The organism is Micromonospora sp. CNZ295 (assembly GCF_004217535.1).
Window position 1 is genome coordinate 946,409 of record NZ_SHKZ01000001.1, and the last position, 19,787, is coordinate 966,195.

Annotated in this window: 21 protein-coding genes, 1 tRNA gene and 1 pseudogene; 9 read left to right on the forward strand and 14 right to left on the reverse strand. The window is 73.0% G+C overall.

Translation table 11 applies throughout. From position 1 onward, the window contains the following. Window positions 1-60 precede the first annotated feature (60 nt). Window positions 61-840, forward strand: coding sequence for an IucA/IucC family C-terminal-domain containing protein (locus EV376_RS04435; RefSeq protein WP_130328515.1), 780 nt, complete (start codon window positions 61-63; stop codon window positions 838-840). A 44-nt stretch (window positions 841-884) separates the two neighbouring features. On the opposite strand, the gene EV376_RS04440 is transcribed toward EV376_RS04435, so the two are convergent. Further along, on the reverse strand, window positions 885-2,705 hold the full coding sequence (locus tag EV376_RS04440; RefSeq protein ID WP_130320876.1) for a DUF6311 domain-containing protein: 1,821 nt from the start codon (window positions 2,703-2,705) through the stop codon (window positions 885-887). A 210-nt stretch (window positions 2,706-2,915) separates the two neighbouring features. Here EV376_RS04440 and EV376_RS04445 point away from each other — a divergent pair, with 210 nt between their 5' ends. Beyond that, window positions 2,916-3,626 (forward strand): methyltransferase domain-containing protein, encoded by a 711-nt coding sequence (locus EV376_RS04445; RefSeq protein ID WP_130320877.1) that lies wholly within the window; start codon window positions 2,916-2,918, stop codon window positions 3,624-3,626. Between the two features lie 112 nt (window positions 3,627-3,738). Here the strand turns inward: EV376_RS04445 and EV376_RS04450 are convergent, their stop codons facing one another. After that, complete coding sequence (locus EV376_RS04450; RefSeq protein WP_130320878.1) at window positions 3,739-4,269, reverse strand: YbhB/YbcL family Raf kinase inhibitor-like protein; 531 nt, start codon at window positions 4,267-4,269, stop codon at window positions 3,739-3,741. Window positions 4,270-4,443: 174 nt separating this feature from the next. Continuing rightward, window positions 4,444-4,710 (reverse strand): annotated as a pseudogene (locus EV376_RS30435) (hypothetical protein); the annotation flags it as partial. Between EV376_RS30435 and EV376_RS04455 the strand changes: the two are divergent. Then, window positions 4,687-4,962, forward strand: a complete 276-nt coding sequence (locus EV376_RS04455) for a Scr1 family TA system antitoxin-like transcriptional regulator (protein ID WP_486482513.1) — start codon at window positions 4,687-4,689, stop codon at window positions 4,960-4,962. The pseudogene EV376_RS30435 and the gene EV376_RS04455 sit on opposite strands and share 24 nt — an antisense overlap. Further along, complete coding sequence (locus tag EV376_RS04460; protein WP_130320879.1) at window positions 4,959-5,156, forward strand: DUF397 domain-containing protein; 198 nt, start codon at window positions 4,959-4,961, stop codon at window positions 5,154-5,156. The genes EV376_RS04455 and EV376_RS04460 overlap by 4 nt, the downstream gene beginning before the upstream one ends. A gap of 22 nt (window positions 5,157-5,178) precedes the next feature. Here the strand turns inward: EV376_RS04460 and EV376_RS04465 are convergent, their stop codons facing one another. Both EV376_RS04465 and EV376_RS04470 read right to left on the reverse strand, forming a co-directional pair. Next, window positions 5,179-5,754, reverse strand: a complete 576-nt coding sequence (locus EV376_RS04465) for a DinB family protein (RefSeq protein WP_130320880.1) — start codon at window positions 5,752-5,754, stop codon at window positions 5,179-5,181. A 24-nt stretch (window positions 5,755-5,778) separates the two neighbouring features. Next, window positions 5,779-5,865: transfer RNA gene (locus tag EV376_RS04470), tRNA-Ser, on the reverse strand. A 144-nt stretch (window positions 5,866-6,009) separates the two neighbouring features. Here EV376_RS04470 and EV376_RS04475 point away from each other — a divergent pair. After that, window positions 6,010-6,987 carry an NAD(P)H-quinone oxidoreductase gene (locus EV376_RS04475; protein ID WP_130320881.1) on the forward strand — a complete coding sequence of 326 codons (978 nt, stop codon included), beginning with the start codon at window positions 6,010-6,012 and terminating at the stop codon, window positions 6,985-6,987. 23 nt (window positions 6,988-7,010) lie between these two features. Here the strand turns inward: EV376_RS04475 and soxR are convergent, their stop codons facing one another. Beyond that, the gene (gene soxR / locus EV376_RS04480) at window positions 7,011-7,439 is read right to left on the reverse strand and encodes a redox-sensitive transcriptional activator SoxR (RefSeq protein WP_130320882.1); all 429 of its coding nucleotides are present in this window, start codon (window positions 7,437-7,439) and stop codon (window positions 7,011-7,013) included. Between the two features lie 46 nt (window positions 7,440-7,485). Between soxR and EV376_RS04485 the strand changes: the two genes are divergently transcribed. Together EV376_RS04485 and EV376_RS04490 are read left to right on the forward strand one after the other, a co-directional pair. Then, window positions 7,486-8,211: a thiamine pyrophosphate-dependent enzyme gene (locus EV376_RS04485; protein WP_130320883.1), complete on the forward strand. Its 726-nt coding sequence runs from the start codon at window positions 7,486-7,488 to the stop codon at window positions 8,209-8,211. Window positions 8,212-8,213: 2 nt separating this feature from the next. Further along, a complete protein-coding gene (locus EV376_RS04490) occupies window positions 8,214-9,104 on the forward strand; it encodes a transketolase (RefSeq protein WP_130320884.1) in 891 nt (296 codons plus the stop codon). A gap of 28 nt (window positions 9,105-9,132) precedes the next feature. Here EV376_RS04490 and EV376_RS04495 read toward each other — a convergent pair whose 3' ends face one another. Further along, window positions 9,133-9,840 (reverse strand): glycosyltransferase family 2 protein, encoded by a 708-nt coding sequence (locus EV376_RS04495; protein ID WP_130320885.1) that lies wholly within the window; start codon window positions 9,838-9,840, stop codon window positions 9,133-9,135. 331 nt (window positions 9,841-10,171) lie between these two features. Between EV376_RS04495 and EV376_RS04500 the strand changes: the two genes are divergently transcribed. Continuing rightward, window positions 10,172-11,713 (forward strand): ricin-type beta-trefoil lectin domain protein, encoded by a 1,542-nt coding sequence (locus tag EV376_RS04500; protein ID WP_486482514.1) that lies wholly within the window; start codon window positions 10,172-10,174, stop codon window positions 11,711-11,713. 87 nt (window positions 11,714-11,800) lie between these two features. On the opposite strand, the gene EV376_RS04505 is transcribed toward EV376_RS04500, so the two are convergent. The 7 genes from EV376_RS04505 to EV376_RS04535 form a co-directional block, all read right to left on the reverse strand. Further along, complete coding sequence (locus tag EV376_RS04505; protein WP_130320887.1) at window positions 11,801-12,376, reverse strand: hypothetical protein; 576 nt, start codon at window positions 12,374-12,376, stop codon at window positions 11,801-11,803. Between the two features lie 59 nt (window positions 12,377-12,435). Beyond that, window positions 12,436-13,890, reverse strand: coding sequence for a sensor histidine kinase (locus tag EV376_RS04510; RefSeq protein ID WP_130320888.1), 1,455 nt, complete (start codon window positions 13,888-13,890; stop codon window positions 12,436-12,438). Further along, window positions 13,883-14,575, reverse strand: a complete 693-nt coding sequence (locus tag EV376_RS04515) for a response regulator transcription factor (protein ID WP_130320889.1) — start codon at window positions 14,573-14,575, stop codon at window positions 13,883-13,885. Before EV376_RS04515 ends, EV376_RS04510 begins: the two co-directional genes overlap by 8 nt. Before the next feature lie 69 nt (window positions 14,576-14,644). Continuing rightward, window positions 14,645-15,160 (reverse strand): hypothetical protein, encoded by a 516-nt coding sequence (locus tag EV376_RS04520; RefSeq protein ID WP_130320890.1) that lies wholly within the window; start codon window positions 15,158-15,160, stop codon window positions 14,645-14,647. Window positions 15,161-15,305: 145 nt separating this feature from the next. Then, entirely contained in the window at window positions 15,306-16,928 is a 1,623-nt protein-coding gene (locus EV376_RS04525; RefSeq protein ID WP_130320891.1) for a glycoside hydrolase domain-containing protein, read from the reverse strand. A gap of 108 nt (window positions 16,929-17,036) precedes the next feature. Beyond that, window positions 17,037-18,035: an aminoglycoside phosphotransferase family protein gene (locus tag EV376_RS04530; protein ID WP_486482515.1), complete on the reverse strand. Its 999-nt coding sequence runs from the start codon at window positions 18,033-18,035 to the stop codon at window positions 17,037-17,039. A 50-nt stretch (window positions 18,036-18,085) separates the two neighbouring features. Then, the gene (locus EV376_RS04535; RefSeq protein ID WP_130320893.1) at window positions 18,086-19,258 is read right to left on the reverse strand and encodes an acetyl-CoA C-acyltransferase; all 1,173 of its coding nucleotides are present in this window, start codon (window positions 19,256-19,258) and stop codon (window positions 18,086-18,088) included. Between the two features lie 83 nt (window positions 19,259-19,341). Between EV376_RS04535 and EV376_RS04540 the strand changes: the two genes are divergently transcribed. After that, window positions 19,342-19,770, forward strand: a complete 429-nt coding sequence (locus EV376_RS04540; protein WP_130320894.1) for a PH domain-containing protein — start codon at window positions 19,342-19,344, stop codon at window positions 19,768-19,770. Window positions 19,771-19,787 lie beyond the last annotated feature (17 nt).

The following is a 19,787-nucleotide window of genomic DNA, read 5'->3' on the forward strand; positions in this document are numbered from 1 at the left end:
GGCTAGCCTTAGCTCAGACAGTCGGCGCTTCGGACGGGGGACGAGCAGGTGACAGCGGTCATGCCGGGGCGGGAAGCCGCCACCACGCTGGCCCCGGTCACCACCGCCCTCCGCCAGATGTTCGGCACCGACGACATCCCCGGGCTGGCCCGCGGCCTGGTGGTGGGCGACGAGTTCGGCTGGTCGCCGGCCACCGGCCTGGTGGACGGCAGCCGGCTCCCCGAGTTCCTGCGCGCGGCCGGCACCCGATGGGGTGGCACGCCGCACGCCTGCGCGGCGCTCGCATGGAAGTCGTACAGCTACTGGACGGCACTGCCGGCGGTACTGGGCTGGGCGTCGGCCCGACGGGTCCCCCTGCTGCACCCGTCGGACGTGCTGGTCCACTTCGAGGACCACCGGCCGCTGCTCACCCTGGGCCTGCGCCGGTCGACCACCGTCGCCGTCCTGCCCGGCGACCCACTGGCGCTGGCCGGCCTGCCCGAGGTGCGGGTGGTCGCCGGCGAGGCGGAACTCCTCGCGGCCCTGCGTGCCTCGCTGCTCGACGCCCACCTCGCCCCGATGATCTCGGCGATCCAGGCCGAGGTGCGGATCGGCACCCGCACGCTGCTGGGTTCGGTGGCCTCCGGGATCGCGCACGGCATCCTGCGCGCCGCCGACGGCCTGCCGGGCTCCTCGGTCGCCGCGATCGACGCGCTGCTCGGCGCGCTCGACCTGGCCGACCTGGTGGAGCTGGTCCCCGGCCCGGGCGGCGAGCCGACCGTCCAGCGCCGCACGTGCTGCCTCGCCTTCACCCTCCCGAAGCCCAAGATCTGCCAGGGCTGCTGCGTCCGACCGGCCTGACCGGTCCGCCCACGGCGGGCTGCCCCGGGCGTCCGACACCACCGTCAGTCGGTGATCTCCCGCACGTCCCAGAGCCAGGCCCCACCGGTGTACGTCGGCCGCACACCGGTCAGCTCGGTCATGCCCCGGCGTAGCGCGTCGGCGTGCCGGTGCGGGCCCAGCACGACGGCGCCGGCGCGCCAGTACCGCAGGTCGTCGATGGCCGCCACCCGGGACTGCGGGGTGATCGGCGGCACGGCGCCGGTACGGCGGATCTCGCCGAAGAAGTCGCTGGTCGGCCGGGGTGGCGCGGTGAACAGGGCCACCCGGTGCCGGCCGGGGCGGGTGTCCGGGCCGAGGAAGTAGCCCCGGGCGATCGGCATCTCCAGCCGGGTCTCCGCCGACCAGCGCAGCGGGTCGGCGTAGTGGGTGTCGGGCAGCGGCAGGGTGACGATGCTGCGCCCGCCCGTCACGTAGGGGCGCCACGCGCCGGAGGTGACGAACGTGGGGGTGGGTTCGAGCCGTACCGCCGGCAACGGGGTGGGCAGGAGCGGCACCAGGGCCATCGCCAGGACGGTGACCGTGGCGAACCGGATCTGCGGGCGGGCCGACGGGTGTCGGGCGGCGAGCGACCGGGCCCGCTCCGCACCGTACGCGAGCAGCAGCCCGAGGACCGGGGTGATGGCCAACGCCCAGCGGGTCGGCACCACCGAGTGCAGGACCGGCAGGTGCTCCAGCACGGCCCAGGGTGCGGGCACGCCGGTGTCCCGGCCGTTGAACCGGATCTCCCGGCCGAGCGACAGCACCGCGAAGAGCGCCGCGAGCACCGCCAGGCCCTTGACGACGACATCGCGGCGCAGCCACCAGACGAGCGCGCCGACGAGCAACAGCAGCGGCCACCCGAAGAACGAGTTCTCCTCGGTCGGGTTCCTCGCCAGCCCTCTCGCGCCGCGCTCGTCGCCGGCCAGCGACTCCCGTGAGTACGCCACGAAGGAGGCCAGGTCGGTGGAGTAGCCCCGGATGAGCGGGGACAGACCCCGGTACGCGCCAGGCCCGAAGAACTGCACGTAGAGGGGGTAGGCCAGCGCGGCGAACGCGACCACGGCGGCGACCCCCAGCCCGGCGAGGAAGGGGCGTGCCCGCTGACGCAGGTCGGGCCGGCTGAGGGCGAGCGCGGCCACGATGACGCCGAGGCCGATCGCGGTCATCAGCAGGATCTCGAGGTTGAGGAAGGCCTGCCAGACGATCACCAGGGCGAGCAGGAGTCCGTTTCGCAGCCAGCGGCCCGGTTCGGCGAGGCGCAGGGTGCGCCAGATGATCAGCGGCACCACGAACTGGGAGACGATGTTGGGATGAGCGTTGGCGTGCGAGATCATCGCCGGGGCGTACGCGCAGAACACCGCTCCGAGCCAGGCCGGACCGCGGGACCGGACCAGCACCCGGGAGAGGAGGAAATACCAGGACGTCGCGGTCGCGGCCATACCCAGGGTGAGAAAGAGCAGAACGGAGGTCCGGGGTCCGGACAGGAGAGTGACCGGCGTCATTGGTATAGATACGGATAATACGGACGTGTTGGCCATCAAATTGACCGACTCCGGCACGTTCATCCGGTCGGACGTGAACGGATAAACAAAATCGGTCACCACCCGAGCACCGTGCGCCATCATCCATTCGAACTGGGACTGGTCGGTGCGGTTGTCCCGGATCCCCTGGCGCGGATCGAGCCAGAGCCGCACGGTCACCCAGAACGCCAGCGCGACGAAGCTCAGCACGGCAAGCAGGTCGAGCGACCACCCACGCGGCGGCTGCCGCTCCTGGTCGGGCACCTCCCTCGCCGCCCCGCCCCCCGGGACGCCGACCGATGAGCCCGATTCAGGAGTAGTCATAACAATTCAGAGAGTAGTCATGCAATCGCGCCGCCGTGACAGCTTTCGGCGGACTGGGTAGCATGTGCCGGGTTCGCCGACCCCCGATCCCGCGCCCGCCTCCGACCACATTTCGGCCACCCCGACGCCCCGATTTGTTCAACCTTCTGCGCGGATGATTCACTCTGTCGGTCCAGGCGCGGGTCGAGTCACACCGTGAGGAATCGACGCATGGCAGAGATCACCGGAAATCAGCGCGTGCAGTCGGAGGTGCTGGAGGGCCTCGCGACCGCGGTGAACCACCGTCGCTGGTTCGTCGAGCTGGCCCTGCCCTACCTCGGTGACAACCCGATCGAGATCGGCAGCGGGCTCGGCGACTACGCGCTGGAGTGGGCCGAGCGGGTGCCGCGCTTCACCGCCACCGAGGCCGATCCGGACCGGCTGGTCGCGCTGAAGGAGCGGCTCGCCGCCGAGCCGTCCGTCGAGGTCCGCCAGATGCTGCTGCCGCACTCGGAACGCGGCGACTACAGCGCCGCGGTGTCGTACAACGTGCTGGAGCACATCGAGGACCACGTGGGCGCACTGCGCAGCATGCGCGACCTGGTCCGGCCCGGCGGGGCGGTCGTCATCATCGTGCCCGCCTTCGAGTTCGCGATGAGCCCGGCCGACGTCGCTACCGGCCACGTCCGGCGGTACACGAAGAAGACCCTGGCCGGCGCGATGACCGAGGCCGGCCTCACGGTGGAGAAGATCCACTACGCGAACGCGCTCGGCCTGATCGGCTACTTCATGGCGACCAAGGTCTTCCGGCTGATGCCGAAGGAGGGCCCGATGGTCAAGGTCTACGACACCCTGGTCCTCCCGGTCACCAAGGCGGCGGAACAGCGGATCCGCCCCCCGTTCGGCCAGTCCGTCTTCGCCGTAGCCCGTACCCCGCACTGACCCTCGGGGCACACCCCTCCCGCCCGCGATCTTGCACTTGTGGCCCTCGTTCCGCGGCTTTTGTCGTGAAACGTCGGGGCGGAAAATGCAAGATCGCGGGGAAGGAGGTCGGCTATTTCGCCTGGTGGGTGGGGCGGATCACGGCCCGGGCCAGGGTGTGGAAGGCCAGGTTGAAGCCGACCTGGGCCGGGGTGGAGTCCGGGGTGACGTCCAACTTCTCGACGTCCACGGCGTGCACCGCGAAGATGTACCGGTGCGGGCGGTCACCGCCGGGCGGGGCGGCACCACCGTAGCCGTGCTCGCCGTAGTCGTTACGGACCGTGAAGGCGCCGGCCAGGTCATCGCCGCTCGCGCCGGCCGGCAGCTCGGTGACCGTCGCCGGCAGGTTGACCAGCACCCAGTGCCAGAAGCCGCTGCCGGTGGGCGCGTCCGGGTCGAAGCAGGTCACCGTGAAGCTCTTGGTCTCGGCGGGGAAGCCGGACCAGGCCAGGTGCGGGGAGACGTTGTCGCCGCCGACGCCCGGGTGGACGTGCATGAGCTCCATGGGCTCGCCGTCCCGCACGTCTTCGCTGGTGAGGGTGAACGACGGAACCGGCGGCAGCAACTCGTACGGGTCCGGGGCGATCGGTCGTTCCAGGGTCATCGGGACAGATCCTTCCGGTGAGCGGGATTTCTCCTGCGCACCTTCATACCCTGTCGAGGCGGGACGGCGAACCGGAAGCGGGGCGGATCGGGTTGGCCGCTCCCGATAGAGTGCCGCGCCATGGGCGCACTCAAGCCGTGGCACCTCACCCTGGTCTGCTGTCTGGTCACCACGGCGGCGCTGGCCGCCGGCCTCGCCTGGTACGCGCTGCGCCGCCGGAACGGCCGCTAGCGGCGGGCTGCGGTCGCGTAGCCCGGCCGACTGCACGAAGATCGACCGGCGGGCCACCGCGTCGCCCTTCTCGTCCAGCTGGTACACGTCGAGCCAGCACCAGCCGTCGTAGGTGACCCAATCGAGCACGCGGATCACCCGGCACCGGACCGGCTTGACGAACTGCACACTGGCCGCCCGGGTCACGTGGACCAGGTCGCCGGCCGTCAGCGCCGCCTCGCCAGTCCTCACCGTCGCCACGTCGTCCAGCCGAGGAACCGCGCGTGCAACCCGCGGACGTTCGGCAGGGCATCCACAGAGCCGACCACCGTCTACGTCGAGAACATCACCGGCGCGCTCTACCTCGACAAGCCGGCGGAGGTCGCAGCGTACGAACACGTCTGGTCCGACCTGGAGACGCTCGCGGCAAGTGAGGCAGAATCAGAGAAGCTGATCCAGATGATCATCGAGGAGCGCTCATGAGTGACCTGGCCGGTGCCGTCTGGCGCAAGAGCACCCGCAGCGGGGGGAGCGGCGGCAACTGCGTCGAGGTTGCCGACAACCTGCCCGGCGTCGTCGGCGTACGGGACAGCAAGGACCAGGCCGGTCCGGCGCTGCGGTTCGCTCCGGAGGCGTGGTCGACCTTCGTGAGCGCCGTCAAGCAGCACAAGGGCTGAGCGGCACAACACGCTGAAGGATTCATCCGCCGCCAGCTGCCGCCAGGGCAGCCCGCTCAAGCTTCGCCCGGTAGGCCTCGCGGGCGACCGTGTCGATCTGCTCCTCGTACTCAGCCCTCATCCCGGTCCGGCCATCGAGCTGCTCGCGCAGGATGTCGGCGTGCCCAGCATGCCGGCTGGTCTCCTGAAGGACGTGGACCATGACGTTGAACAGCTTGACGTCGGGGCGCGGCCACCACGGCACGTGACCGGGCGCGTCCACGGGAAGTTCCTTGATCGTCGCGTCCGCATGTTCCCCGGCGTGCCGATAGAAACCGATGATCTGTTCGCGGCTCTCGTCCGGGGTCACCCACAGGTCGCTGCCGTCCGCGTCCTGCCATCGCCCCAGCGGCTCCGGGAACGGGCGGTCGAAGACCTCACCGAAGTACCAGGCCTCGCAGGTCGCCATGTGCTTGACCAAGCCGAGAAGATTGGTCCCGGTTGCTGTCAGAGGACGCCGGACGTCGTACTCGGACAGGCCGTCGAGCTTCCAGACCAGCACCTCACGTATCCGCCTCAGCTGGCCGTGCAGGTGGTCCTTCGCGAAATCATCGATCATGGAGCATGAGCTTGCCATGCGGAGCGGAGGGTGTGGGATTCGAACCCACGAGGACGTTGCCGCCCTACCGGTTTTCAAGACCAGCGCCATCGGCCACTAGGCGAACCCTCCCGGGCCACGCCCCGCGAGGGGTACGCGACCGTGCCTAGTCTGCCACGGCTGCCCACCACGTGAGCAGGCACGCCCGGCGGGTCCACAGTGGCTCCGGGCCGGGATGGCCTGCCGGGGTGCGAGGCCATCGGGTAGACAGGGTCCATGCGTGCGATCACGATCCCGGAGCCCGGTGGACCCGACGCGCTCGTCTGGGCTGAGGTGCCCGATCCCGAGCCCGGTCCGGGCGAGGTGGTGGTCGACGTACGGGCCGCCGGAGTGAACCGTGCCGACCTGCTGCAACGGCAGGGGCACTACCCGCCGCCGCCGGGCGCGCCCGCGTACCCCGGTCTGGAGGTCTCCGGGGTGGTCGGCGCGACCGGTCCGGACGTGACCGGGTGGGCGGTCGGCCAGGAGGTGTGCGCGCTGCTGGCCGGCGGCGGGTACGCGGAACGCGTAGCCGTGCCGGCCGGCCAACTGCTGCCGGTGCCGGCGGGGGTGGACCTGGTCGACGCGGCGGCCCTGCCCGAGGTGACCTGCACGGTCTGGTCGAACGTCGTGCAGCTGGCCGGGCTGAGCGAGGGGGAGACGCTGCTGCTGCACGGCGGCGGCAGCGGGATCGGCACCCTCGGCATCCAGCTCGGGTCGGCGCTCGGGGCGACGGTCGTGGTGACGGCCCGGTCGGCGAAGCACGACCGGCTGCGCGAGCTGGGGGCCGCGCACACGATCGACTACCAGGAGCAGGACTTCGTCGAGGAGGTCCGGCGGATCACCGACGGCCGGGGCGCGGACGTCATCCTCGACATCATGGGCGGCTCCTACCTCGGGCGGAACGTGGCAGCGCTGGCCACCGGCGGCCGGCTCGTGGTGATCGGTCTGCAGGGCGGTCGGAAGGGCGAGCTGGACCTGGGCGCGCTGCTGGCGAAGCGGGGGACGGTGGCCGCCACCACACTCCGCTCACGGCCGACCGCGGAGAAGGCGGCGATCGTCCGGGGCGTGGGCGAGCAGGTGTGGCCGCTGGTCGCGGCGGGGCGGATCCGGCCGGTCGTGGACCGGCGACTGCCCATGGCCGACGCCGCCGAGGCACACCGCCTGGTCGAGTCGAACGGGCACGTCGGGAAGGTGCTGCTGCTCCCGTCCTGACGGGCCGGACCGGAACGTCGACGCTAGACCCGGCGGGGGCCGGCACCCTCGGCGGCCAGCGTGTCGCCCGGGTTGTAGAGCGTGCAGCGCCGCAACGACAGGCACCCGCAGCCGATGCAGCCGTCGAGGTCGTCGCGCAACCGGCTCAGCAGCTTGATCTTCCCGTCCAGCCGGTCCCGCCAGGTGCGGGACAGTCGGGACCAGTCCTCCGGGGTCGGGGTCCGCGCGGCGGGCAGCGAGTCGAGCGCATCGCGGATCTCGTCCAGCGAGATGCCGACCTGCTGGGAGATCCGGATGAACGCCACGCGGCGCAGCTCGCTGCGCGCGTACCGGCGCTGGTTGCCGCCGGTGCGCTCGGCCCGGATCAGGCCGAGCCGCTCGTAGTAGCGCAGCGCGGAGGGTGCCACCCCGCTGCGCGCGGAGAGCTGGCCGATGGTCAGTGACTCCTGCATCACGTCGCCTTGAGTTGAAGTTAAGTTCAACTTGCAGGCTATCCGCATGAACCCACTCGCCACCAACGCCGCACTCGCCGAGGCCGCCGCGCCGCTCGACGGCCGGCACCCGGTCGCGCCGCTGCTGGAACGCGTCCGGGCCGGCCGGGAGTTCGGCGCGAACGTCTACTCCACCCTCGACGTGCTCTGGGTGCTCTACGACCGGATCCTGCGGATCAGCCCCGCGACGGTCGACGACCCGGAGCGGGACCGCTTCCTGCTCTCCAAGGGGCACGCGGTCGCCGGCTACTACGCGGTCCTCGCCGCGAAGGGGTTCATACCCCTCGCCTGGCTCGACGACCAGGGCGGCCCGACGAGCCGGCTCGGCGACCACCCCGACCGGCTGCTCGTGCCCGGGGTGGAGATCGGCTCCGGGTCGCTCGGCCACGGCCTCGGGCTCGGCGTCGGGACCGCACTCGGGCTGCGTGCGCAGGGCCTGGTGGATCCCCGCGTGTACGTGCTGCTCGGCGACGCCGAGCTGGACGAGGGCGCCAACCACGAGGCGATCGCGTACGCGGGGGCGACCGGCCTGGCCAACCTCACCGCGATCGTGGTCGACAACTCCTCCGCCACCCACGGCTGGCCGGGTGGCGCGGCGGCCCGGTTCAGCGTGAACGGCTGGACCGCGGCGACCGTCGACGGGCGCGACCACGAAGCCCTGTACCGGGCCCTGACCGGCCACGACAACCACCGGCCGCACGTCGTCGTCGCGGTCGTCGACTCCGGGGAGTGACCGTGCGCGACACCTTCGTGGACACCACCACCGCACTGCTGGCCGAGGATCCGCGTACGGCGCTGGTGCTGGCCGACATCTCCGCCGCCGCGTTCGCGCCGGCCGCGGTCCGCCACCCCGACCGCGTGGTCAACGTCGGGATCCGCGAACAACTGATGGTCGGGGTGGCCGGCGGGCTGGCCCTGACCGGGCTGCGGCCGATCGTGCACAGCTACGCGCCGTTCCTCGTCGAGCGCGCGTACGAGCAGCTCAAGCTCGACCTCGACCACCAGGGCGGGAGCGCGGTGCTGGTGAGCGTCGGCGCGTCGTACGACCGGGCGGCCGCCGGCCGCACGCACCTGTCGCCGGCCGACGTCGCGCTGATCGACACCCTGCGGGACTGGACCGTGCACGTTCCCGGGCACCCCGGCGAGGTGGCGGCGCTGCTGCGCACCGCGGTGGCCGCGGACACCCCCGCGTACCTGCGGCTCTCGACGCTGACCAACGACCGGCCGCACGGCGCCGACGGCGCGCTGCGGGTGGTGCGGGACGCCGGTCCGGGCGCACCGCTGCTGGTGGCGGTCGGGCCGACCCTGGACGCGGCCCTGGCCGGGGTCGCGGACCTGCCGGTGACGGTGGCGTACACGAACCGGCCGCGGCCGTTCGACGTCGCCGGACTGCGGGCGCTCGCCGGCACGGACGTGATCCTGGTCGAGCCCTATCTGGCCGGCACGTCCAGTCGGCTGGTCACGACGGCGTTGGCGGACCGCCCGCACCGGCTGTTGGCCCTCGGCGTCGGGCGGGCGGAGCTGCGGCGGTACGGGTCGGCCGACGACCACACCCGGTGGCACGGGTTGGACGCGGCCGGGCTGCGGCGCTCGGTGGCGGGCTTCCTCGCACCGGCACTGGTCTGAGAGGTCCCGCGGAGGGCCGGGCGGCGGATCAGCGGGCGGGGGCACCCGCCCGGCGCCGCCGGGTCCGCTCGCGGCCGAGAATCCAGAGCGCCTCGACGCCGTCCTTCCAGGTGATCTTCTTGCCCTCCTCGCGCCCCCGGGCGCGATAGCTGATCGGGACCTCGTACGGGCGGATCCGGCGGCGCAGCAGCTTGCCGGTCACCTCGGCCTCCATCCCGAAGCCGCGCGAGCGGATCTCCAGGGAGCGGTACAGCTCGACCGGCATCAGCTTGAAGCAGGTCTCCAGGTCACCGATGTAGGAGTTGAACAGGACGTTCGCGACCATCGTGACGCCCTTGTTGCCCATCACGTACCAGAAGCTGTACGCGCTGTGGCTGCCGAACGTGCGGTTGCCGTAGACCACCGTCGCGCGCCCGTCGAGGACCGGCGCGAGCAGCTTGGGGATGTCCTGCGGGTCGTACTCGAGGTCGGCGTCGAGGATGACCATGTACTCGCCGTCGGCGTTGTCCACCGCGGTCCGGATGGCGGCGCCCTTGCCGGCGTTGCGGGGGTGGGTGATGACGCGGACGCGGGAGTCGTCGGCCCGGCCGAGGATCTCCCCGGTGCCGTCCCGGCTGCCGTCGTCCACCACGACGAGCTCGATCTCGCAGGGATAGTCGACCGCGAGAGCCTGCTTCAGGGCGTCCGCGATGCGTTCTTCCTCGTTGTAGACCGGCATGAGGATCGACAGCTTCACGGAATTCCCCCGGCGAACGGCAAGTACGACGACATAGCGTACCGCGCCGACCTGCTGCTCCGGCCGTCCGGACGGAGAAGGCGCGGCTCGTGCCGGCTGACCGCGCGGACGGTGCGGGCCGGGAGCCGACGGGTCCCGGACCGGAGATCCGTCCGGATCGTCCGGTTCGGCGCTCCGCGCGCAACTGTTCCGAGATCTATTCACATCCTTGTACCCCGCACGTTACCTTCCGGTAACTCGATCGACGTCCGGCGATCGAGCCGAAAGGAGTGCGTCGATGCTTGGCACCCCCAGGCGCGCACGGACGACCAGGCGGCGGACCCTCGTCGCCATGATCGCCACCGCGCTCATCCTCCCGATGCTCGGCGCGCCGGCCACCCCCGCCGCCGCCGCCGACCGTCCGCCCGTCCAGCCGCTCCCCAGCAACCTGGAGGCCATCCGAGCCGCCGAAGCCACCGCCCTCTACGGCTCCCCCGGCATCCGGCCCATCGAGCAGCGCCGCACCGCGCTGATCACCATGGGCGACAGCGAGATCTCCGGAGAGGGCGTCGGGAACTACGTCCCCGGCACGCACCAGCCCGGCAACTGGTGCGACCGCTCGTACGACCAGGCGGTGTTCCGCACCGGCATCGCCGCCGACGAGCGGTACAACATCGCCTGCTCCGGGGCGACCCCGTGGAACCTCATCGTGGGTGGCCCGACCCAGCACAACGAGCTGAACCAGGGCGACCACCTGGCGATCAAGGCGCGAAACACCCACATCAAGCTGATCTGGGTGGTGGTCGGCGCCAACGGCGACGGGACCATCCAGTTCGGCCCGGTCGCCACCGACTGCGCCGTCCGCCGGGTCTTCTTCCAGGGGCCGTGCTGGCCCACCTACACCGACCAGTGGACGGTCCGCACCGACGGCAGCCGGCGCGCCGTCGAGGACGCGCTACGCGACATCCGGCAGACCATGACCAGGGCCGGGTACCTCGCGTCCGACTACGAGCTGGTGCTCATGTCGTACCCGAGCCCCGGCAGCCCCGACGTCGAGGACAACCCGAACTTCCCCGGCTGGTACTCCGGCGGATGCCTGCTCTACCTCGCCGACGTGGCGTTCGCCCGGAACAAGGCGGTGCCGCTGTTCGAGCGGGCGCTGCGGGCGGCGGCGGCCAACACCGGCACCCGCTACCTGGACGCGAGCCGCCTCTTCCACGGCCATGAGGTGTGCATGGACGTGACGGCGGTGCGGGGCCTCTACATCGAACTCGGCATCTGGGACGAGAACGCGGCCCGGCAGTCGTTCCACCCGAACTACCGGGGCCACGGCATGTTCGCCCAGTGCATCACCCAGTTCTGGAACTCCGGCCAGGCCCAGGCGACCTGCGTCGACCCCGCCAGCACCGGCAACGGGGTCCTCTACCCGGGCCTGTTCGAGTTCCGGCAACTGCGTAACGCGGCCACCGGCACCTGTGTGGACGGCAAGGGGTACGACTCGCGCAACGGCACCGTGCAACAGTCGTACGGCTGCCACGGTGGTCGTAACCAGGGCTTCTGGTACGACGCGACGCGCCAGTCGCTGCACTCGGAGCTGTCCCACGACCGGTGCCTGGACGTGTCCGGCGGTTCGCTGACCTCCGGCACCGCGGTGAACATCTACGACTGCCACGGCGGCGCCAACCAGAAGTTCGTCTTCAGCGGCCAGCAGATCAAGCCCGCCGGCAACAGCAACCTCTGCCTGGCGTTCGACAACCCGCTGCTCGGCACCCCACGGCTGCGCTTGGCGACCTGCTCGACCAGCAGCCGCCAGCAGTGGTCGTTCCAGTCCCGTTCGTTCGCCAACCCGGTCGGCTACGGCCACGACGACTGGATCGGCTCGCGCGTCTACTGAGCGCGAGCCGAGGCGGGCCGCTGCCGAGGCCCGCTGTTGATCGGGGCCCCTTGTCCAGCCGAACCGTTTGACAAGGGGCCCCTCCTTTCAATTCAGCAGGATGAGGCGGGCCGTGCCCGTGTCGCCGTCCCCGGTGCCGGCCACACCGATCGCGCGCCCCACCTCGACCGCCTCCGGCTGGACCGTGGCACGCCGCTCCAGCACCCGCAGCTCGGGCCCGAAGGTCCAGGTCATCGTGAAGCCGTCGGTCGACTTCACGGTCATCTTCCCGCCGTCGATCACGGTGACCTCGCCGCGCTGGACGGCCACCGTCTTCGTACCGCCGTCCCTCGTCCGCACCACCGCCTCGCCGTGCAGCGTGTTCCGCCGCAGCAGCACCCGCGCCTTGCGGCGCTCGCGGCGCTCCTCCGCGCGTTCCCGCCGCGGCCCCTCCCCGCCGGGCGACGCCCCCGGGGAGGCCGGTGCGGCCGGGGCGGTCACGTCCAGCTCTGCGGGGTCGAAGCCCAGCGCGGCGAGCGCCAGGCCCTCGGCGCCCATCGCCGCGGTGACGTCGACGGCCGCCGGCTCGCGCTGGCCATCGGTCACCGCGGCGGGTCCGCAGGCGGTGACCCCGAGCGCGACCGCCGCGAGCAGGGCGGTGGTGCCGATTCCCCAACGTGCCATGGTGGCTCCCTTCGTTCCGTCCGGTGCCGTCAGCCTGCCGCTGGCCGGCGAGCGGAGCGTCAGGCCGATGTTCGGGTCCGGTAAGGATCCGGCGGGAGGCGAACGGTGAAGGCCGCCCCGCCCTCCACCGCGTGCCCGGCGGTGATCTCCCCGCCGAGTCGCCGGACCAGGCCCGCGGCGAGGGCCAGACCCAGGCCGCTGCCGACCGTGCGCACCCCCCGGTACCGCTGGTGCAGGGCGCCGCGCTCGAACGCCACCGCCAGGTCGTCGTCGGTCAGCCCCGGTCCGCCGTCCCGGACCTCGACGACACCCCCGGCCGCCGGGTCCGCGCCGGCCGGCCGCGCCGCGAGCACCACCGGCGCCCCCGGGGGTACGACCCGCAGCGCGTTCTCCAGCAGCCCGTCCAGCACCTGCCGGATGCGTCCCGGATCCGTGTACGCGGGCACCGGCCGGTCCGGCACCTCGACCCGGAACTCCAGCCCCGCCGCGGCGCACCGGGCCGCCCAGGTCCGTTCCGCGTCCCCGACCAGGCGGGCCAGGTCGACCGGTGCCGGATCCAGCGGGAAGTCGGCGGCCTCCAGGCGGGCCATGGCCAGCAGGTCGCTGACCAGCCGGTCCAGGTGCTCCGCCTCCGCCAGCACGGTGCGCCCGGCGCCGGTCACCTCGTCCGGTCCGATCACGCCGTCTGCCAGGGCCTCCGCGTAGCCCCGGATCGCGGTCAACGGCGTCCGCAACTCGTGCGAGACCGAGAGCAGGAACTCCCGCTGCCGCCCCTCGCTGGTGGCGAGCGCGGCCGCCAGCCCGTTGAGGGCCGCCGCGAGGTCCGCCACCTCGTCGGGCGGCTCCACCGGCACCCGCACCGCGCGTTCGCCGGCCCGCAGCCGGGCAGCGGCGTCCGCCGCTCGGCGGATCGGCCGGGCCAGGCGGCGGGCCAGCAGCAGGCCGGCGGCCACGCCGGCCGCCAACCCGGCCAGCAGCGGCAGCCAGAGGCCCCGGACCACCTGGCCCCACCCGCCGCCCCGCGAGACGGCCCGGGCGAGCACCACTCCGTCGCCGCCGGGTAGCGCGCGCCCCTCGACCAGGGCCGGCCGCCCGGCGACCAGCCGGCGACCGGAGATGTCGTGTCCCTCCGCGATCCGCCGCACCACCCCGGCCGGCAGGCCCCGGCGGTCGGCCGCACCGTTGCGGATCAGGTACGCCTCGACGCCCTGCGCCCGCAGTTGCCGGATGAGCCGCTGCTCGTCGACGACCCGCGGGGTGTCCAGCCGACTGCGCAGCGCCTCGGCGGCGAGGCGGGCCTGGGCGGCCAGCGCCTGCTGATCCCGACGCTCGACCCCACGTACCGCCAGTGGCACCGCGACGATCGCGGTGACCAGCACCGAGACCAGCGCCACCGCGCAGGTCACCAGGACCGCGCGGGTGGTCAGCGTCCGCCCGGACCGGGTACGCGCGAGCGGCTGTGCGCCGACCACCGGCAGTGCCACGGTCGGCTGCCCGGTCGGGTCGTCACGCATCGGCGGCGTACCCCACGCCCCGGTGGGTGCGGATCACGCTCGCCTCGCCGAGCTTCCCGCGTACCTGGGCCACGTGCACGTCCACCGTGCGCGTGCCGGCGTGGGCGGCGTACCCCCAGACGCCGGCGAGCAGTTCCTCCCGGGTGAACACCCGGCCGGGTCGGGCCATGAGGTGGGCCAGCAGGTCGAACTCGGTGGAGGTCAGGTGGACCGGTACGCCGGCCGCGGTCACCGTACGGCGGTCCGGGTCCAGCGTGACCGCGCCCACCGTCCGCGGCCGGCCACCGGGCGGCCCGGCGGCTCGGCGCAGGACCGCCCGTACGCGGGCAACCAGTTCGCGCGGGCTGAAGGGCTTCGTGACGTAGTCGTCGGCGCCGAGTTCGAGCCCCACGATCCGGTCCACCTCGTCGTCCCTGGCGGTGAGGAAGATGACCGGTGTCCAGTCGCCCGCCGCACGCAGCCGGCGGCAGATCTCGGTGCCCGCCAGGCCGGGCAGGGCGATGTCGAGGACGCAGGCGACCGGGCGGATCCGCCGCGCGGCGGCGAGACCGGCTTCGCCCTCGCGCTCCACATGGACGCCGAAGCCGTCCCGGGCCAGGTAGCGCCGGATCAGATCGGCGATGGCCGGCTCGTCCTCGACGACGAGGACGAGCCCGTGCGGCGGCGCGGCGGCGGCGGCGGTCACCGGCCCATGATGGCCGACCGGAACGGCGCCGGAGTGCTCGGAACGTGTTCGGGTTCGGTAAGGAAGCCGTCAGCGCACGACGGCGGGCCGGAAGGGCGCCGGCCGGGTGACGGCCGCGGCGGCGTCGCCGATCGTGGCCACCAGCCGCTCGCGCGAGGCGCGTACGCGGGTGCGGAAGGCGTGGTTGAGCAGCGCGTCGAGCTGCCACACCTGCTTCGGATGCCGGGCGCGGATGAGGAACCGCTCCCGGACGCCGTCGATGGCGGTGGCGGCCAGCTCGATCGAGTGCAGCCGGGGATCCGGACTCCAGGTGACGTTGCTGAGTTCCCGAAGTTCGGTGTTGAGGTGCAGGCGCAGCCGGTGCAGCACCCGCGTCTGCTGGGTGACGACCAGCCGCCGGTGGGTCAGCAGCAGCAGGTACTCCCCGGTCGTCGACCGGTCCGGTCGGCTGCACCGGGTGACCAGGATGGTGGCGTCGCCGGATCCGACGCAGCGACGGAAGACCGGCATGTGCCGGCTGGCGGTCTGGGTGGCGAGACCGGCCTCGGCGGCGGCCGGGAGGAACGTTCGGGAGAAGACGTCCATGCTCTGCCCAACGACGCCTGCCGGCGGGTGACGCGGCCTGCAGAGCGCAATTTGCAAGTTCCACGCCCGCCGTCGCACCAGCAGTGCGACGGCGGGTGGGCGCCGTTGTGGGTTCCCTCGTCCCCTGCGGGAGCTCGAACCGGCGCTACAGAAGTGGCCGTTGCAGGCTGGTCCACCGGTTGCCGACCCGGACCGGCCCCGACCACCCGCCCGCCGACCAGCTGTAGCGCTCGAGGGTGCCGGTCCGCGCGTCCAGCGCCAACAGGTCGGCACGGCCGTCCCGGTCGAAGTCACCGACGCGGACCAGGTCCCGCTTGCCGGCGAAGCCACTGGCGACCCTGACCGGCGAGCCGAGCTTCCCCGCCGTGCTCAGCGGGTACCGGAAGAGCTCGCCGGTGCTCTTCTTACGCGCGATCAGGTCGACCTGGCCGTCACCGTCGAGGTCCGGTCCACCGGTCAGCTCGTCCAACCCGCTCCACCCGCTGGCGGCCAACTGGATCCGGCTGCCGAAGGACGTCCCCCGACCCGGGTACAGGTAGAGGGCACCGGTCGAGCTCACCGCCACCAGGTCCGGGTAGCCGTCCCGGTTGTGGTCACCGATCGGCGTGATCTCCCGCAGGCCGGTCCAGCCCGTGCCGATCCGGATCCGGGACGCGAGGCCGCCGGTGCCGGTGCCGGGGTAGAGCCAGAGGTCGCCGGTGGCGGACTCGCGGGCGATGACGTCCTCGCCACCGGCCCGGTCGAAGTTCCCCGGCCGGACGACCGCGTCCATGACCTTCCAGCCGCTGCCGAGGGAGACCGGGACCTCCAGGCTGGTGCCGTTGCCCGCGCGGAGGAGCAGTCGGCCGGTGAGGCCGTCCACGTACAGCAGGTCGGACCAGCCGTTGCCGGTGAAGTCGCCGGTCGAGGTGGTGGGCAGCGTCGCGAAGTCGACGTAGTTCGAGTCGATGTTGATGGTGACGCCGCCCCACGTCTCGTCGTGGTCCCCCCGGTACTGCTTCATCCGGCGCTTCGGCGTCCAGTAGCCGGCCGGGATGGCCGCGTCGTCGACCGTCGCCACCCCGTCCCACTTGGCGAAGTCCAGGTAGTCGGGGCGGACGTGGTCCGTCCGGGGGTACGCCGCCACCTGGTCGGCCACCCCCGAGGAGAGGCTGCTGTAGTAGCCGGAGAGGTAGCCGTTGTCGTGCACCCGCGCGGACCAGGCGCTCACGTACCGGTTCACGGCGTCCGTGCAGGCCGGGTCCGGCGTCGGATACGCCTCGATGTCGACGATCAGCACGCTGTCCCGGGCGAGACCGAGGTTGCGGGCCTGGTTGGCGGCGTCGTCCGCCTCGGCCCGGCCCTGCGCCTCCGCGAGCGACGGGTCGATGCGCCGGCTGAAGTTCGGCGCGCACGGCGCCTGCAGCCCGACGTACAGCGGGATGATCCGCCACCCCGCCGCCATCTGGGCGGCCACCCAGTCGCGGGTCAGGTTCGGCTGCGCGCAGGCGCGGTTGATCCCGCCGATGTAGACGCCGACCGCCCGGTACGGCGACTGCAGCCAGGCCTGCATCTGGGCGCTCGAAGGAGCCGTGCACGCGTCGAAGGCGTACCCGGTGAAGGTGCCCGGCTGCGGCCCGGTGACCGCGGCGACCGACCGGAACGCGGGAGCGGCGGCGGTGTCGGCCGGGACGCTGGACGCGGTGGTCCCGATCAGCGTGCTGGCCAGCGCGGCGGTGAGCCAGGTGGCGAGGCGACGCGACCGGCACCCGCCGTTGCGTGAAGTCATGGATCCCCGTTTTCGTCGGAACGACAGGCCGGCGGGCGTCCACAGTCGTCGCTCGGCGCCGGCCGGCTGATTCTGCCCGGCCAGCGCCGTCGGTGTCCACAACCGGCGCTACACCGGATTCGGCGCGAACAGCTCCGCCAGCCAGCCGGGCACGGCCTCGGCGTACTCCCGGCGGCCCGGATCGGGGGTGTCGAGAGCCCGCCGCCAGGACAGCGCCCGGCTGACCACGGTGATCCGCATCGCGGTCCCGACCAGCTCACGCAGGCTCGCCCGGTCGTGCCGGCCGGTCCACGCCTCCAGGTACGCGTCGCGCAGCCGCACCAGCGCCGGGTCACCCGGTGGCAGCTCGAACGAGTGCGCGACCGACCGGAGGGTCACCAGCAGCGTCCCGAACGGGTGGGCGAGCGACGCGTCCCCCCAGTCGAAGAAGCGGTGGCCGGCGTCGCCGACGAAGACGTTGCCGTCGTGCAGGTCGTCGTGCTGCACGGTGGCGGCGATGCCGGCGGCGGCGAGCAGCCGGCAGTCCTCCGCGTACCGGTCGCGATGATCACGCAGCCGCGCGTACGTCTCGGGGCTCGGCCCGCCCTCCTCGCCCAGCAGCAGCGCCGCCCGGTCGTCGAGAAGCGCCTCGAACAGCTCCGGCAACAGCTCCGGCCGGTGGTCGGGCAGGCCCAGGGCGAGCAGTTCGTCGGTGTGCGGGGCGACCGCGAGCTGGAGGTCGGCGTACCCGGGGAGGACCCGCTCCCAGCGGGACAGGTCCCGGTCCCGCGCGAGGACCTCGCGAAGCGACTCGCCCCCGTCGGGCAGCAGCGACCAGCCGCGCCCCGCGTCCACGCCGATCGGTTCGAGCACCCGGCCGGGGGTCAGCCGGGCCAGCGCGGCGAGCAGTCCCGCCTCGTGGGCCGTCCCCGGATTGTTGGCCTTGAACCAGACGTCGCCGCCGTCGGTCGGCACCCGCCAGACCAGCGACCAGGGTCGGACCCGGGCCTCGACCGGGCCGGTCACCCGCCGGCCCAGCGGACGGAGCTGACCGGCGACCCAGTCGAGGGCGCTCTCGCCCCACCGCGGGTCGACCCACTCGGTCCGGTGTTCTCCAGTGGTGGTCACGCCGGGCAATCTAGGTCGCCGGCCCGCCGGCCGGCGACCTGGATAACGGCTCAGAGCAGCTCGACGATTGTCGCGTTGGCCATGCCGCCGCCCTCGCACATGGTCTGCAGGCCGTAGCGGATGTTGTTGTCGCGCATGTGGGCGAGCATGGTGGTCATGATCCGGGCACCGGACCCGCCGAGCGGGTGGCCGAGGGCGATCGCGCCGCCGCGCGGGTTCAGCCGCTCCGGGTCGGCCTCGGTCTCCGCGAGCCAGGCCAGCGGGACCGGGGCGAACGCCTCGTTCACCTCGTACACCCCGATCTCCTCGATGCCCAGCCCCGCGCGGCGCAGTGCCTTCGCGGTCGCCGGGATCGGGGCGGTCAGCATGGTGACCGGGTCGTCGGCGGCGACCACGGCGGTGTGGATGCGGGCCAGCGGGCGCAGGCCGTGCCGGCTGGCCCACTCGGCGGTGGTGACCGCGAGCGCCGCCGCGCCGTCGGAGATCTGCGACGCGGACCCGGCGGTGACCACGCCGTCCGGCCGGAACGGGGTGGGCAACTCGGCCAGCTTCTCCAACGAGGTGTCCCGACGGATGCCCTCGTCGGCGCTGAACTTGCCCCCGTCGGCGAGCGCCACCGGCGCCACCTCGGCCTCGAACGCCCCGGCGTCCTGCGCGGCGGCGGCCTTCTCGTGGCTGGCCAGCGCGAACTCGTCGAGCTGGGTGCGGGAGAAGCGCCACCGCTCGGCGATCAGCTCGGCGCCGACACCCTGGTTGAACGGGAGCGGGCTGTCCTCCGCGACGCCCTCGACGCCCCGGTAGCGCTCGAGGATGGCCGCGCTGAACGGCATTCCGCCGGCCACGCTCGAGCCCATCGGCACCCGGGTCATCGACTCGACACCGCCCGCCACCACCAGGTCGGCCTGCCCGGACAGCACGGTCGCGGCGGCGAAGTGCACCGCCTGCTGGCTGGACCCGCACTGCCGGTCGAGCGTGGTGCCGGGAACGGACTCGGGCCAGCCGGCGGCCAGGACGGCGTTGCGGGCGACGTTCCACGACTGCTCGCCGACCTGCGAGACGCAGCCCCAGACGACGTCGTCCACCTGCCCCGGGTCGATGCCGGTGCGCTCGGCGAGGGCGCGCAGGACGTGCGCCGAGAGGTCGACCGGATGCACGCCGGCGAGGCTTCCCTTGCGCCGCCCCACGGGGGTGCGTACGGCGCCGACGATGACTGCGTCACTCATATCTACTCCCCGGTAACCTGGCTGGCCTCGATGGTACGCCGCCGTCCGGTCCGTCGTCGCACCCCCACTGGCATGCTGGTCGCATGGATGGGACGTCCCGGTGCCGGCAGTGGCGGGTGCCGGCCCGCCTGCCGGCGGTCAAGGCCGGTGGGGCGCTGGCGCTGGTCGCGCTCGGCCTGCTGCTCGCCGACGGCGACCCGGTCCGGCTCGTGCTGGCCGGGCTGGCCGCCGCCGCCCTGCTCGGCTGGGCGGCGCGGGACGTGCTGGCCCCGGTCCGCCTCGCGGCCGACGCGGAGGGGTTGACGGTGGTCAGCGGCTTCGCCGGCCACCGTCGGCTGCCGTGGTCGCAGGTGGAGGCGATCGGCGTGGACCGGCTCACCCGGCTCGGCCTGTCCAGCGCGGTGCTCGAAGTCGACGCCGGGGAGACGCTGCACCTGTTCGGTCGGTACGACCTGGACGCCGACCCGGTGGAGGTCGCCGAGGAGCTGCGGGCGGTCCGCCCGGCGCGCTGACCGGGCGGTGCCGCCCG